Raw genomic sequence first — 15,282 nt, forward strand, 5'->3', positions numbered from 1 at the left:
GGACGGACTTGGCGCGCCCGCCGGCCTGCGCGATAACTGCGCAGGGCGGGCGGCGATCCGTCCGTTGCTTCAAATTAAAATAGAAATGAAATGTCTGCAGGGCTGCCTTGGACCCAACTTATTTTGCGTCTGCCAGTGCCTGTTCCGCGAGCTTCAGATAGGAAGCGACATGGATCGTAACCCCGCTGATCGCGTCGGTCGTTCCGTCTTCTTTGGTCTCCACGGCTGCCGGATCCTGTTTTTCGATCAGGTACTGCTCGGTTTTTTCCGCTTCTTCGTGCCATTCCGCCTGGGCGCCGCCGGCTTTCATGCCGTACTTGCCTTCTCGGGAATTGGTTTTCTTGTCTTCGCCGGCTTTGTTGATTCCGCTGAAGTTGACGGCTACGATTCGGCCCGCTGCCACGGTGACGTCGGCCGTTTCTTTCCAGCCGCTCTCCGGATCGAAGTCCGCCGCTTCGGCGCGGTAAGCGCCGTCTTCGTACGGACCGGCTTCAACCGGACCGGCGGCCAGTGCCGCCGCCGCAACTTCCGTGAAATCATTCACGTGAACCGAAACGCCGGACACCACATCGGTGTAGCCTTCCGTATTGGTCGTGATAGCGGCGGGATCCTGATTATCGATCAGGTATTGTTCGACTTTTTCGGCCTGTTCGTGCCACTCGGTCGAACCGCCGCCGGCTTTCATGCCGTATTTGCCTTTTTCCGAAGACGTTTTCTTGTCCGGCCCGGAATTGATGCTCGAAGCGCTCCAGGTAGCGTCCGTAATCTTGCCGCCTTCGACCTGAAGGATGACGTAAGGCTGCCAGCCCGACTTCGTGTCCATGTCGCCTTGTGCAAAATACATGCCGTCCTTGAGCTCCGAAGCATTCTTGGCCGGAGCCGCTTCGGCTGCCGCTTTGTCGTTCGCGGCTGCCGCCGTTTCTGTCTTCGCCGGTTCCGTCTGGGTTTCGGCTTGTTCGTTATTGCTTCCGCACGCGGATAAAGCGCCGATCAACAATACACTGCACACCATGACGGACCAGTTCCTTTTACCCATTTTTACCCCTCCGTTGTCTCTGAATGAATCGTTCGGACGTACAGCGATTAACCGAAAACGACTGCGTCAGATCGGGCTTCGTCCACTGGGACAATCGCCGGATAGAGGATGCTTCGTAGGTCTAATTTCCGTCCGCTATCGTTTTCATTTGAAGAATAACATACAATTTGAAGTACTCATGTGATAATAATCACAAAGTATGCGGCATTTGTCTGATGCCCCGCAAAAGTCGTCAAAATTCGATTTTTTTCTCGAATAAGCCGTCCGTATTAGGAAGAGAGGAAGCGGATTCACAAAAAGAGCGCGGGGGTAATTCAAGTTAAACGGATTCCAACCAGTTAGGAGCTGACTTCATGACAAATCCGATCGAAACCAAAGTAATCAAAGGCAGATGGAACCAGACGCAGCACGAGGCGAAGAAGCAGTGGAGCAAACTGACGGAAGCGGATCTGGCATATATAGACGGTGAAAAAGACCGTTTGATCGAAAAGGTTCGCGAGCGGTACGGACACGATGCGGAATCGGCCGAGCTGGAGTATAAATCCTGGGCTTCGGCACTGACCGCGGGCGGCGACCGCTAAGGCGCCGTCCATGCGCGGCCGCGGTCGCACACCGTAATCCCATCCGTTCGTTTCATACCCGAAGCAGAAGAGAGGGGACGCAGCCATGGTGGAACTTCGTACCGTGTCCGGCAGGATCATCGAACAGCGCGGCAGCATCGTGATTACCGTTCAAGGCGATCTTGTAAGTTCGTACGATTTGCGTTATTACCGGCTTCCCGAGACCGAAACGGCAGGTTTTCCTGCGGAATCGGACCAGGAAGAGTCGACGGAAGCTTCATTTGCGGCTGCAGCTCCCACCGTTTTGTCCGATTGGAAGCGCCGGGTGTCCCTTTATCCCTCTAAGCGAGGCGGCAAAAAGAGTGCTAACCGTGCCTGATGGTGCGGTTAGCACTCTTTTTTGCGTTCTTTTCGCCGACTGCGCCTTATGCCGACTGCGCCTTATATGGAAGAAAGAAATGCGTCGGCTTCCGTTCCGGGTAAAAAGAAGGCTTGAGAACGGTAGGCCGAGGCGCTTTGCCATGCCGTTATACCCTTTTCGCAGACGAACGGCACGGATCGCTTGGAAGCGGCATGGGCCCAAAGGCGCGGCTGCCCAAAAAGCTTCGATTTGCCGCATATAAAGATTGGAAGCGGCGAATCCGATAAAAGAATAGCGGCTTCAGAGGCAGGCTTCAAAACGGCATAATGCAGCGTTTTTTTGAAGCCTTCCGTTGGGGCGCGAAACAAAACGGTCAAGTCTGCGTATAACGAAAGGGGCTTGCTAGGTTCCTGGCTTTCCCGCGTTTTTCCTGGCATTGGCAGCGTCCGTATAAGCTGCGGGCGATGGATCAGAATCCGGTTTTTCTTGACAAAAAATGTATCGTATACAACAATAAAAGATCATACGTTCGAAATTTCGCAAACATATCCTTCCGGCAAATGTTCATGGTATGATGGGGCCGTCACCAACGGAACGGAAGAATCAGGAAATAGAGGCGATAAGATGGAATTCACCAAAATGTTTGTGCAAAACATGGCGGTTCTGGTTACGTTTGCTTATATCGCCAATCTGATTTACAAGTATGCGATATATCGGACACCCGGAATCGTAAAATACATAGGCTCCGTTCTTCTATTGATCGCCGGCGGATGGTTTGCGACCCTGTTCGGATTTCAAATGGCCGAACAGGTCATACTCGATATGCGCATCGTCCCCCTGCTGATTGCGATCTTCGTCTATACCCGGCCGCCCGTCATCTTTATCGTCGGCCTGGGAATCGGATTGACGCGTTTCTCTTTCGGGTGGAGCGAAGCGGCCCTGGCGGGGTTTATCAATCTGACCCTTCTCGGTGCTGCCGGGGCGCTGCTGAATATATGGCTGCGCCGGGTCGATTGGGGGTTTGCCCGTCGCGCGGCACTCGTCATCGTCGTGATGAACCTGCTGAGCTCGGCTAATGTCATGATTTTCGGGGTTCTCCCGAAAGCTTATTACCTGGGGCAGATTCTGCCGTATACCCTGCCGACCAGTATGCTGCTGTGCGGACTGTTCGCTTTTATCCTGCGGGATTTTCAGAAAGACCAACAGCGGGCGATCGCACTCGAGAAAGCCAACAGCCTGCTTCAGCAGCAGACGGAAGAATTGGGCAAGAACAAGATCGTTTTGGAAGAACGGGCGCGGCAGCTGCTGCTTGCGTCGCAGTACAAATCCGAATTTTTGGCCAATATGTCGCATGAACTGCGTACGCCGCTGAACAGCGTGATCAATCTGGCACAGTTTATTTCCGAATCTGCGGAAGATACGCCAAGCGAAGAGATGGCCCGTTACGGGCAGCTGATTTGCCATTCGGGAGAAGACCTGCTGAAGATCATCAACGATATTCTCGATTTGTCCAAAGTCGAAGCGGGCAAACTGGAGATTGTGCACGAAGATATAAGCCTCATGGAAATCCCGGGGTGGGTCGGTCCTTATTTCGAATTGACGGCCCGGCACAAGCAGCTCGATTTCGATATCCGGATGGAGGCGGAGCTGCCGGATACGATCCAGTCCGATCCGCAGCGCCTTCAGCAAATTTTGCGGAATCTGCTTGCCAATGCGTTCAAGTTTACGGAGACCGGCCGTGTGGAACTGCATGTCTATAAAGCGCAGGAGCCCCAACTCAAAGGGGAATGGGTCGTATTTGCGGTGCGGGACACGGGAATCGGGATTGCCGCCGAACAGCATTTCATGATCTTCGAGGCTTTCCAGCAGGCGGACAGTACGATCAGCAAAATATACGGCGGTACGGGACTGGGGCTGTCGATCAGCCGCGACCTGGCACGGCTGTTGGGCGGGTTTATCCGGATGGAAAGCTCGGAAGGCAAAGGCAGCACATTTTCTCTGTTCCTGCCGCTGTCCTAGTACCCTTTCAACTCTTAATCCCAGGCTTACGTTTTCCTGAAACGCACACGCTTTAGGTGCGATTCAGAGGAGCGTAACCTTACCTTTACTGTTGACAAGGTACTAGCCGTTTAGGCTCTGCCGGAAAAAGATCGCGCTTACACGTTTGGCTGCGATTTTTGAACGTTTATGCCATAGGAATTCCCTGCCGCGGCTGCCGAAGCCGCGGTTTTTGCTGTTTTGGCCGCCAGGAAGTCCTTCTCTGACGGACAGCTTGCCCAATGGCTGCGGACCGCTTAAACTTAGGATATGCGAAAAGCAGAAACCGCCGTCTTCCGGGCCATGGCCGTATCGAAACGTCGGATTAAATTCAAGCCGAAAAGGATGGGATTCTACACATGTCGAACATCAAAAAGCCAATCGTTACGGACCAGGCACCAAGCGCAATCGGACCTTACTCGCAGGCAGTTGCGGCAGGGCCGTTCATTTTCGCTTCCGGTCAGCTCGGCGTGCACCCGCAGACGGGCGAATTTCCGGACGGCGTCGAAGCGCAGGCCAAGCAGTCGCTCGAGAATGTGAAAGCGCTGCTCGAAGCGGCAGGCAGCAGTCTGGACCGCGTAGTGAAAGCGACGATGTTCCTGAAAGACATGAACGATTTCGCTGCGGCGAACGCGGTATACGGTACGTTCTTCAGCGAGCCTTATCCGGCACGCAGCACGATCGAAGTGGCTCGCCTTCCCAAGGATGCGCTGGTCGAGATCGAAGTAATTGCCCTGGCCGAGTAATCGGGGCGAATGGGTTTCCGTATTTCCTTGGGAGGTCCGAACCTTGTTTAAAAGGCGGCTCCTGTGCGGGTACACGAACCCAAAGAAAAGCCGGCTGCTTTAAGCAGCCGGCTTTTCTTTGGGTTCCGAGGTGAAATCCGGCGGGAGCCGAAGCGGCTTGAAGCCGGGATTTCGCCGCCGGAAAGGTGTTGTTAATCGCGGTCGAGAACCGAGCGGATAAGCATCCATATCCCGAACAGCGCGACGACGATCGATGCGACGAGAGCCGTAAGCTCCACGGCGCGGACGGTGTTCGACTGTTCGACAGAGATCGCATACAGCGCCCAGGCCAATACCAACGGGTATACGCCGTCGCGGAAACGGAAACCGATGAGGAATGCGAGCGCGGCGGCTGCGACTACCATTACGATTGCCCAGCCGGTAAGGCCGAGGCCCACACCGTCGAAACCGTGTTTGGCGAACAGGGCGGAAATGTTGACGATGGTCGCTGCGCTGATCCAGCCCAGGTAGAGACTGAACGGCAGTTTGACGAATACGATGTCCAGCACTTCAAGGCGTTCTCCGTGCAGCCGGGTACGCAGGTAGATCAGAATGAGAACGACGAGGAACAACAGCATGACGACGACGGAAAGTTCGATCAGCAGATAATGCCAGCAGAACAGCCAGGCCATGTTCAAGACGCAGCTGATCGCAAACAACGGTCCCGGAGCGGCGGCCGAGGCGCGGCCTTTTCGTTCCGCGACGAAAGCGTAAATCACAAAACCGATCAGCAGCACGTAAATAACCGACCAGATCGAGAAAGCGAACCCTGCCGGTGTCAGCAGATTCTTGTACATGTCCGAGATCTCGCGGGTATCGCGGCCGGCCAGCGGAAGCAGCGTAGACATGGCATTGACCGCAAGCGTGGCGATCAGCAGAACCGCATTCAGCCACTTGTAAGGATTTCTTGACGACAAGATGAGCAGCCCCTTTCGTACTAAATATTCCGGATTCCGAAATGACCGGCAGGTCATTTTGTCCACAACCATGTTATACCCCCTTTTCGGGCGGGCGTACCGGCTTTTCGAATTTTTCGATTGCGGCGAGTGGGCAAAGATGTCATAATCAGGGAAGAAGATAGCGGTTTCAACTATCCGGATTTCCGGTACAGGACGGGGAATCATTTTTTTTGCTCTTTTGTGCAAACGTTTGCCCTGAATCAAAACGGAAAAAGGCGGGTGTATTCGTTCAGAAGGCAAAATAACGGTGAATATGTGATCATATACGCAAAAATCGCCGAAAACGCGGAACCGATATTTCGATATCATACCGCCTCAAAGCCGCAGCATGCGGCAGAGGACGGCCTATAAGGAGCTGACGCATATATGGACACAAGTGAAGCGATACATCCCGACCGCGTAGGACCGATTATTATTCAGGAAGCCTGGGGAACGATAGGACGCGCGCTGGCGCTGGATCATATGAACGGAGTTTATGTCTGCCGGGGAGAGCGTGCGTCGTTGGCTTTCGTTTTTCTGGGCGAGAACGTCTTCCGGATGAAGCTGTTCATGGGCAAAGAACCCGATTTGTCGACCACCGTGGCTATTGTGCCGCGTACGCAGCCGACGCTTGAGGCCCAAGTGGAAGAAACGGATAGCGCCTGGAAGCTCAGCGCCGGCAATCTGGTGCTCGAGATCGAGAAACAAACTTCGGCACTGTCCGTGTTCGACCGGGAAGAGCGCCTGGTGGCCCGTCAGAATACGGTCAGCTGGAATCCGCGCGGAGCGATCCATTCGGTATACGATATGCCGGGAGACTCCCATTTCTACGGACTGGGCGAGAAAGCGAGCTTTCTCGATAAACGCGGCGAACGCTACACGATGTGGAACACGGACGTTTATGCCCCGCATATGCCGGAGATCGAAGCGCTCTACGAATCCATTCCTCTGCTTGTCCACATGCACGGCAAATCGTCTTACGGCATTTTCCTCGACAACCCGGGACGAAGCGACTTCGACATGCGTTCGCACGGCATCTCCTACACGATCGGCTGTTCGACAGGCGATTACGACATCTATTTCGTATACGGGCCCGAACTGAAGAACGTCGTACGGGGATATACGGAACTGACCGGGCGCATTGCGCTTCCTCCCAAATGGGCACTCGGCTACCATCAGTCCCGCTACAGCTATATGGATCAGAACGAAGTGCTGCATCTGGCGCGGACTTTCCGGGACAAAGGAATCCCGTGCGACGTCATCTATCTCGATATTCACTATATGGACGAGTACCGGGTATTTACGTTCGATCCGGTACGTTTCCCCGATCCGGAGAAGATGATGGCGGAACTCCGGTCGCTTGGCATCCGCATCGTGCCGATTGTCGATCCCGGCGTCAAGAAGGATCCGAAGTATTCCGTGTACCGCGAAGGGGTGGAACAGGGGCACTTCAGCCGCAAGCTCGAAGGCGATATTTTCTTCGGGGATGTGTGGCCGGGGACCAGTGCGTTCGCCGACTTTACCAACGATACGGCTTCGGAATGGTGGGGAGATCTGCACAAGTATTATACGGACCTCGGCATTCACGGAATCTGGAACGACATGAACGAGCCCGCAGTCTTCAATTCTTCCAAAACGATGGATCTGGACGTGATGCACGGCAACAACGGCAATCCCAAAACGCATGAAGAGCTGCACAATCTGTATGGCATGCTGATGTCCAAAGCGACGTATGAAGGGTTGAAAAGAAACCTGGACGGACAGCGTCCGTTTGTGCTGACCCGGGCCGGCTATGCGGGGATTCAGCGTTACGCGGCCGTCTGGACCGGCGACAACCGAAGCTTCTGGGAGCATATGGCGCTGGCCATGCCGATGGTGCTCAATATGGGCTTGTCGGGCTTGGCGTTCTCCGGGCCGGATATCGGCGGGTTCGCGCACCATACGTCGGCCGAACTTCTGGTGCGCTGGACGCAGATGGGCGTGCTGTTCCCTTACTGCCGCAACCATTCCTCGATCGGAACGCTGCGTCAGGAACCGTGGTCGTTCGGACCGGAGATCGAAGGCATTTTGCGCGAATATATCGGTCTGCGCTACCGCTGGATGCCGCATTTGTACAATCTGTTCCATGAAGCGTCGGAGACGGGACTTCCGCCGATGCGTCCGCTGCTGCTGGAATATCAGGACGATCCTCATGTCACGAATCTGTGCGACCAATTCCTTGTCGGCAGCGATGTGCTGGCGGCTCCGATCTATCGGCCGGATACGGAGCATCGCGCCGTCTACCTGCCGGAAGGCGAATGGATCGACTACTGGACCGGCGAAAAACTGGCGGGAGGGCGGCATATCCTGGCGCATGCGCCGCTCAGCGTAATGCCGCTGTATATCAAATCCGGCGCGGTGATCGCGGAAGGCGAACCCAAGCTGTATGCGGACGACCGCACGGACGAGACGCTGACGCTGCGGGTCTACGGGGCTTCGGCGGAACCGGGCTTCAAAGCCGCCTACAGCCTTTACGAAGATGACGGATCGAGCTTCGATTATGCAAGCGGCGTCTCGTCCCTGATCGAGTTCGAGCTGCGCGGCGGGGAGAACGAACTGGAACTGTCCTATCGCTACGAGCGTCGGGGCTACACGGCCAACCGCAATTTGCTGCGCTTTGCGCTCGTTTGCACGGCGTTCCAGCCTTCGGAGATCGAAGGGCTGCAGAAGCTGGAACGCGAAGAAGCCGAGCACGGGCAGGAAGGCTGGTATGTGGACGGGCAGACCGGAGGCCTGATGCTTCAGGTGCAGGATACAAGCCAGGGTGCGGTGTTCAAGCTCAAAGGGTAAATGCGGTTCGGCTGCCTTTCCATAAGCGGAGAGAGCGGATCGACAGCGGATAAGCAGGACGGAAGCGTGAGGCAGCAGCGCTTGCGTCCTGCTTGTTTGGCATTTGACGGTTGGGGGCGTTAAAATGGAAAGACGGCCGCGTCAAACAGGCAAAATGCCTATCGGCACATGGAAATCGGAGGTTGGAGAAGACGATGTGGAGAATCATTGAAGCTTACGATCAGCTCAATGCCTGGATTCGGGCAAGCGAAGGCCAATTCATCGAACTCGATAACGGCGAATCGTACCGGTTCGTGCGAAGAATGACCTTCACGGGCCGCGAGCTGGAACAATTCGAACAGGAAGCGGGATTCGAACTGCCTCCCGAATACAGACGTTTTCTGATCGGAGTCGGGGCGGTCGAGCTGTTTGCGGGCCCGCTCAGCGCGGGAATCGAAGTACGGGGGCCCGGCGAACTTGCGGACTTTTCCAGGCAGGCGTTCGGCGGCACCGCCGCAGATGCGTATCCGGCACTGCTTCCGGCCGTATCGGTCTCCCGGCTCGGCCGTGTCGGCGTATTCCGGCCGGCCGGCGAACGCGAGGAGCGGTACGGCTTATTCGATTCCGCGGCATGCGCGGAGAACCGGATCGACGCGGGCGGGTTCGCCTCGTTCGACGAATGGATCTCGGAGCTTGTGGAGAGCCGTGGACACGCGACGGCGTAGCACGGGCACGACCCGGGCACGGTAGGACAGGCAAAAGCGAGGAAAACCTGGCGGGGTATCGGCCGGTTTTCCTCGCTTTTTTAGATTTCGGTTCTGCGGTAGATCAGGAAGTACAGGAACAGCACGCCTACGGAGAGTTTGAAGCGTTTCTCCGCGGCGACTTTTCGGCCGGTCAGAAACCGCTGTGCATCGGAAGGTTCGACGCCGCTGTGAAGGGCAAGCGTTTCGGCGGTCAGGCCGAATTCGTCCGCAAGTCCCTTCATGATGGCTCGCAGCCGCTCTTCCGGCGGAATCTCGGGCGTATTGATGCCCATGCCCAAAAAAGCGATCAGGTCCAGCGCGGCGGAACGCTGCCTGCTATCCAGATGTTCCAGATCCGTATCGCCGCTCGAATAAGCTTCCAGATCGTTGGAGCCGATTCCGGTCAGCCGAGTCAGCGAATCGAATGAAATCTTATAGGTATCCACGGCGTGATTCAGCAGATTCCGGCTGCCTGCCGCCTCCAGGGGCGGCAGATCTTCTTCGAATGCCGCGAACCGTTCGTTGGGGTCGCTCACGGTAACAGCCTCCTTGAAAGTGTGGAATTCGGATCAAGTTCTCGGAGACCATTATACACCATTTTTCCGCTCAGTCTTTGGGCACGGCCGGAATCCAGAGTTCGCTGCGCTGCAGTTCGAACGCGGCCAGCGTCAATCTTCTGCGGCGAATATATTCCGACAGCGAAATATCCGTCACGAAAGCGAACATCCGCTGAAAATGCCGTGCCGGACAGCAGGCCGCCCGGGCCGCTTCGCGCTAGGAGATCGGTTCTGCCAGATGCGCCTCGATGTAATCGAGCGCCGCGTTCATGCGTATCATCCAATCCGTTTTACCCCGTCCTTTCCCCTTCAATTTACCGCTCCGGATGAAATACGGCCGTGCAGCAGGTGTGCGTTTTGTGCAAGGTTCATTATAACGCGGAGGGATTACCTTACGGAATCGGTCGAAAAAATAACGAATATCGTTTAGAATGGGGAGAAAGGCAATTTTGGCTTGGATACGATTCAACATCAAAAAGCGGACAAAGACGGGGGACAAACATGAATCAACCGCTTTATGGAATATGGTTGGGCGACGTCTTCTTCTGCTTCTCCGGCGAAACGTCGGAGCCGAAAGTGGACGCCTGGACCCGACAGGTGAGAAAATTGGATATAAACGGCGAAAAGCCGTTCAGACAGGCGGCGTTGAGACTGGCCGAGCTGCGCTGGCCGGGAGCTTCGTCGCGGCGGGGCCGCGGACGCGGCTTCGGCGGGCGCACGCTCGAAGGACTTGCGCTGCCGGCTTCCGCGGCTTTTACGCTGCTGTCGGATTTTGATGAACGAAAATTTGCCGCCCAGGGATTTGCACCCGGTGCGGAATTGAGATATTGGAGTGCGGCGCAGCGTTTTGCACGGGATTTGCTGGCGGCGGGATGTTTTGCGCCGGGAGCCGATCCTTCGGCGAGGGTCAGTGCGCGCCGGGCTTCCGAACTTACCTTTACGGGAACATGGAAGCCGCTGCTCGAACGCCCGGAAGACCGGGAGCGGTTTGCCGCGCTTGCTGCGGCGATGCCTCCGGTTGGCCTGACGGCGCCGGGAGCGGCTTTGGCGGAAGAAGAGTCGCCGCTCGGCAGGTCCAAGGAATTGGTGCTGCATTCGTTTCTGTCGGCCATGATCGACGGCCAGATGCGGATTCTGCTGGGCGGCATGCGAAGCGCGCTGCCGCAGATGAAGCTTCCGTATCGCAGAGGCTATTCGCCGCTGGCTTCGCTGTGGTGGAACAGCCTGCTCGATCCCCAGCGGGAAACGAAAGTGCAGGGCGGTTCGGACGATGTCGAAACGCTGGAACTGCAAATCGCCGAGCTTGGCGGAACCGTGCCGGACAGTCTGGAGCAGGGAGAGTCCGCCAGTGCGCAGCTCCGGCTCGGACTGCGGCTGGAACCGCGTATCCTGGGTCCCGAGAGCGGAGAAGAAGAACGCTGGCGCCTGGCTTTCCGCGCGGAAGACGAACTGGAAGCCGGCGCTTCGCTGCCGGCTTCGGAGATCTGGCGCCTTGCGGAAGACGAACTGCTGCTGCGGGGCAGGGTGTACGCGCAGCCGAAGCGCCAGCTGCTGAAGCTGCTGGCGGATGCCGCAAGGCTGGCGCCTCAGCTGGAAGAAGCGCTGCGGCGGCCGCATCCGGAAGAAGCCTGGCTCGGTGCGCAGGATATGTTCGATTTCCTGATGGCCGGCGTGCCGGCTCTTCGTACGGGCGGCGTGCGGATCGAAATGCCTTCGCGCTTTACGAAGCGCGGACGCCGCGCCGCCGGAGTGAAGCTCAAAGCCCGGCTTGAACCCGGGCGGAGCGGAGAAGGAACTCCGGCGCTCGGCATCAAACAGCTGGTCGAATTCGACCTGGAGGCCACGATCGGCGAGACGTCGATCGGCCTCGACGAGCTGCGCCGGATTGCCGAAGACGGCGTGCCGCTTGTGTTCCTGAACGGAGAATGGGTCGAAGTGGATGTGAAGGAAGTCCGTCAGGTCCTTCGTCTGCTCAAGAAACAGACGGTGCACGAGATGACGTTCGGCGAGCTGCTGAAGCTGTCGGCCTCCGAAGACGATTCCGTCTGGAACGGGGTCGGCGTCTCGGGAATCGAAACGTACGGACTGCTCTACGATCTGCTTCGCGGAGGCGGCCGGGCTTCGGTGGAACGCGGTGTGCCGGAAGCGCTGAACGGAACGCTTCGTCCTTACCAGGAACGGGGCTACCGCTGGTTGTCGTCCATGCGCGAGATGGGATTCGGAGCCTGCCTGGCCGACGATATGGGGCTGGGCAAGACGGTGCAGGTGATCTCCTGCCTGCTGGACCATCCGGAACCCGGACCCAAACTGATCGTGTGTCCCACCTCGCTGCTCGGCAACTGGCAGCGGGAAATTCAGCGTTTTGCGCCGGAATTCACGGTGCATGTGCATCACGGGACGCAGCGTCTGCGGGGCGAAGCGTTTGAACGCTGCGCACGCGAACACGATATTATTCTTACCACGTACCCGCTGATCGGGCGGGACGTGGACGAGTTCCGCGGATTGGTCTGGACTTCTGTCGTTCTGGACGAAGCCCAGTCGATCAAGAATTACGGGACGAAGCAGGCGCAGAACGTCATGAAGCTGAATTCGCCGCACCGGATAGCGGTGACGGGAACCCCGGTCGAGAACCGCTTGGCCGAGTTGTGGTCGATCTTCCAGTTCATGAATCCCGGTTATTTGGGTTCCGCCGCTTCGTTCCGGCGCCGCTTCGGCGTCAACGCGCCGAATGTGCCGGAAGAAAGCGACAAGCTGCGGACGATGGTGGCGCCTTTCATGCTGCGCCGCCTCAAGAGCGACCCGGATATCCGGAAAGACCTGCCCGAGAAGATCGAGCTGAAATCGTACTGCGAACTGACGATCGAACAGGCGGCGATGTACCAGTCCGTCGTCGGCGAGCTGATGGAACGTGTCGAGAGCCGCGAAGCCAACAGCCGTACCGTCCGTCAGGGCATTGTTCTGTCGGCGCTGACCCGTCTCAAGCAGATTTGCGACCATCCGGCGCTGGTGAAAGAGCACACCGGAGGCTTCAAGGCCGAGAAGTCCGGCAAGTTGATGCAGCTGGTAGAGCTGCTCGACCGGATTCGCGACAATGGCGAATCGGTGCTGATCTTTACCCAATATGTGCGGATGGGCAAGCTGCTGGCGGAGGAGCTGAACCGCCGTTACGGCGAGGAACCGATGTTCCTGCACGGCGCGGTCAAAAAGGAAGAACGTGACCGGATGATCCGGACTTTCCAGGAAGGCGAGGGAGCCAGCGCGTTTATTCTCTCGCTGAAAGCCGGCGGTCTCGGACTCAATCTGACACGCGCCAACCATGTCGTGCATTTCGACCGCTGGTGGAACCCGGCGGTCGAAAATCAGGCAACGGACCGCGTATTCCGGATCGGTCAGCAGAGAGGCGTTCAGGTACATAAGCTGATCTGTCAGGGAACGCTTGAAGAACGGATCGACGAGATGATCGAGAACAAGAAGACGCTGGCCGAACGGGTTACCGGAACCGGCGAACGCTGGCTGACGGAGATGTCCAACGAGGAGCTGCGCACGCTTGTTTCCCTGCAGGGAGAGCGGATCGAGTAAACGCCGGAAGGCGACCGGGATGCGAAAAGCCGTCAGGCTTTGCGCATCCCCGGCGAAGAGGGGTTATATAGAGATGAACAGCGTGTACGTAGTACAATTGGAAGCGAAGCCGGGTCTGTTGGCTGCCGTGATCGAAGAAGACCGGCAGGAAGGCGGCCGGGATTCCCGCCGGATCGAGATCGCGCTGCATCCGGCTTCGCCCAAACAGCGGGGGCAGTGGCGCAGGATCGCCGGATACTCGGCGCTTGGCCTGCATCGTCTGATCGAGGAGCCGGCTTCGCTTACGGTATCCTGGCCGGCCCGGACAGGCGGCGTTTCGGCGGAAGACCGTCCGGGCGGACCGGAATCCGCGGAACATTCCGGCACCCCAAAAGCGGACCAGGCCGAAGGCACGGCGGCTGCCGCCGCTGCTTCGAAGCCGGCTTCGCTGTCCGTGCGGACGGAGCTTTCGTTCGACGGCGGCGAAGCCGAGTGGGAGCTGACGGCCGATCCGCTGCCGGATGAGCCGGCCGCCTGGACGGTGCTCCAAGCGGCGGCGGAAGCGGTCCGCATGAACCTTTCTTTCGGATTGACGCTGGCCGGCGTCGATCCCGGCGAACTGGCCGGCGAAGCGCTGGAAGGCTGGAGCGCCGATTGGGAGGCGGAGAGCGACGAGGCGGCGGAAGGCAAAGCGGCGCCGCGCGCCGCAGCGGAAGGCGGCGGCCGGGAAATCGCCGACTGGATCGCTTCGGCCGCGGAGAAAGGCCTGCTGCACGAGCATGGGCGGCTGCCGGAGGAACCTCCGGCGGCTCCCGCAGCCGGCGAATTCCGGCTGCCGCCGTGCGACTTCTCGCTGCTGCCGGATTCCGCTCCTGCGGAATTGGCACTTGCGGAACTGCGGCGTGCCATGCGCGCCCGATACGGCAGCTAGGACGTGGAGCATGCCCGTAAGGCACGGGCCGATCCCAAAATGAAGTTGAATGTCAAGAGTGAAATCCATGTGCAGGGCAGCAGGGAGGAATCAGTATGAGCAAACGTAAAGCGGCGAAATGGGGATCGGTGGTGCTCAGCGCCGCATTGGCCGCGGGCATCTTGAGTGCCTGCGGCGCGGCGGGAGCTTCGGACGGGAAAAAGCAGGAAGTGAAAACTCCTGCGGGCGGTGAGAAAGGCGGCGAAACGGCGGCGGCACCCAGTCCGTTTGCCGCCGATTCGATTCAGGCGACGATCGAGCAAAAAGACGGCAAGAATGTCGTGACGAATCCGGATTCGATTCATGTCGTGGCCAACAAGCAGCGTTATCTGCCGGAGGGCTATGCGCCGTCCGATCTGGTTGTACCGAAAGTGGAATTCTCTTTTGGGGGGACGGAAGAGAAAAGCCATCTTCGCAAAGAAGCCGCCTCCGCGCTGGAACGGCTGTTTGCGGCAGCGGAAGAAGCGGATATCAAGCTTTATGCCGTATCCGGTTACCGTTCCTATGCCCGTCAGAAAGCGATCTACGCCAACAATGTGGCGACGCGCGGCGAAGCGGAGACGGCCAAGGTCAGCGCGGCTCCGGGAACCAGTGAGCACCAGACCGGGCTTGCGATGGACGTTTCCGCGCTCAGCGTCAATAATTTGCTGGAACAGTCTTTCGGCGAAACGGAGGAAGGGCGCTGGCTGGCGGAGCATGCGCAGGAATACGGTTTTATCGTGCATTATCTAAAAGGCAAAGAAGCGGTCACCGGCTATACGTACGAACCTTGGCATATTCGTTATGTCGGCAAGGAATTGGCGGCAGCCGTGCATGCGAGCGGACTTTCGCTCGAAGAGTATCTCGACGAGAGCAACCTGAAGGGCGGCAGCTAACGGGCGGACGCCCTTCCTGCGCAAATTGAAAAAGACGCAAAAAGGAACTTC

The 15,282-nt window shown here is 57.8% G+C and carries 13 protein-coding genes; 9 read left to right on the forward strand and 4 right to left on the reverse strand.

Annotated elements, in window-relative coordinates:
* Positions 1-118: 118 nt before the first annotated feature.
* On the reverse strand, positions 119-1,036 hold the full coding sequence (locus tag HOP44_RS19525) for an FMN-binding protein (protein ID WP_172256507.1): 918 nt from the start codon (positions 1,034-1,036) through the stop codon (positions 119-121).
* A gap of 353 nt (positions 1,037-1,389) precedes the next feature.
* Here HOP44_RS19525 and HOP44_RS19530 point away from each other — a divergent pair, with 353 nt between their 5' ends.
* Positions 1,390-1,617 carry a CsbD family protein gene (locus tag HOP44_RS19530; RefSeq protein WP_216667663.1) on the forward strand — a complete coding sequence of 76 codons (228 nt, stop codon included), beginning with the start codon at positions 1,390-1,392 and terminating at the stop codon, positions 1,615-1,617.
* Between the two features lie 85 nt (positions 1,618-1,702).
* Positions 1,703-1,975 carry a hypothetical protein gene (locus HOP44_RS19535; protein ID WP_172256509.1) on the forward strand — a complete coding sequence of 91 codons (273 nt, stop codon included), beginning with the start codon at positions 1,703-1,705 and terminating at the stop codon, positions 1,973-1,975.
* 62 nt (positions 1,976-2,037) lie between these two features.
* Here HOP44_RS19535 and HOP44_RS19540 read toward each other — a convergent pair whose 3' ends face one another.
* Positions 2,038-2,394: a hypothetical protein gene (locus HOP44_RS19540; protein WP_172256511.1), complete on the reverse strand. Its 357-nt coding sequence runs from the start codon at positions 2,392-2,394 to the stop codon at positions 2,038-2,040.
* Between the two features lie 187 nt (positions 2,395-2,581).
* Here HOP44_RS19540 and HOP44_RS19545 point away from each other — a divergent pair, with 187 nt between their 5' ends.
* Both HOP44_RS19545 and HOP44_RS19550 read left to right on the forward strand, forming a co-directional pair.
* Entirely contained in the window at positions 2,582-3,976 is a 1,395-nt protein-coding gene (locus tag HOP44_RS19545; RefSeq protein ID WP_172256513.1) for an ATP-binding protein, read from the forward strand.
* 377 nt (positions 3,977-4,353) lie between these two features.
* Positions 4,354-4,740, forward strand: coding sequence for a RidA family protein (locus HOP44_RS19550; protein WP_216667664.1), 387 nt, complete (start codon positions 4,354-4,356; stop codon positions 4,738-4,740).
* Positions 4,741-4,931: 191 nt separating this feature from the next.
* On the opposite strand, the gene HOP44_RS19555 is transcribed toward HOP44_RS19550, so the two are convergent.
* Positions 4,932-5,696 (reverse strand): tryptophan-rich sensory protein, encoded by a 765-nt coding sequence (locus HOP44_RS19555; protein ID WP_172256515.1) that lies wholly within the window; start codon positions 5,694-5,696, stop codon positions 4,932-4,934.
* A 408-nt stretch (positions 5,697-6,104) separates the two neighbouring features.
* Here HOP44_RS19555 and HOP44_RS19560 point away from each other — a divergent pair, with 408 nt between their 5' ends.
* Positions 6,105-8,546: a glycoside hydrolase family 31 protein gene (locus HOP44_RS19560; protein ID WP_172256517.1), complete on the forward strand. Its 2,442-nt coding sequence runs from the start codon at positions 6,105-6,107 to the stop codon at positions 8,544-8,546.
* A gap of 194 nt (positions 8,547-8,740) precedes the next feature.
* A complete protein-coding gene (locus tag HOP44_RS19565; RefSeq protein WP_172256519.1) occupies positions 8,741-9,250 on the forward strand; it encodes an SMI1/KNR4 family protein in 510 nt (169 codons plus the stop codon).
* A gap of 80 nt (positions 9,251-9,330) precedes the next feature.
* Here the strand turns inward: HOP44_RS19565 and HOP44_RS19570 are convergent, their stop codons facing one another.
* Complete coding sequence (locus HOP44_RS19570) at positions 9,331-9,807, reverse strand: HTH domain-containing protein (protein ID WP_172256521.1); 477 nt, start codon at positions 9,805-9,807, stop codon at positions 9,331-9,333.
* A gap of 522 nt (positions 9,808-10,329) precedes the next feature.
* Here HOP44_RS19570 and HOP44_RS19575 point away from each other — a divergent pair.
* The 3 genes from HOP44_RS19575 (at position 10,330) to HOP44_RS19585 (ending at position 15,231) form a co-directional block, all read left to right on the forward strand.
* A complete protein-coding gene (locus HOP44_RS19575) occupies positions 10,330-13,407 on the forward strand; it encodes a DEAD/DEAH box helicase (protein WP_172256523.1) in 3,078 nt (1,025 codons plus the stop codon).
* A gap of 73 nt (positions 13,408-13,480) precedes the next feature.
* The gene (locus HOP44_RS19580; RefSeq protein ID WP_172256525.1) at positions 13,481-14,317 is read left to right on the forward strand and encodes a hypothetical protein; all 837 of its coding nucleotides are present in this window, start codon (positions 13,481-13,483) and stop codon (positions 14,315-14,317) included.
* Between the two features lie 95 nt (positions 14,318-14,412).
* Positions 14,413-15,231, forward strand: a complete 819-nt coding sequence (locus tag HOP44_RS19585) for a M15 family metallopeptidase (protein ID WP_172256527.1) — start codon at positions 14,413-14,415, stop codon at positions 15,229-15,231.
* The last annotated feature ends 51 nt before the right edge of the window (positions 15,232-15,282 follow it).

The sequence above is a fragment of the Saccharibacillus deserti genome (assembly GCF_013618475.1).
Classification (GTDB): Bacteria; Bacillota; Bacilli; order Paenibacillales; family Paenibacillaceae; genus Saccharibacillus; species Saccharibacillus deserti.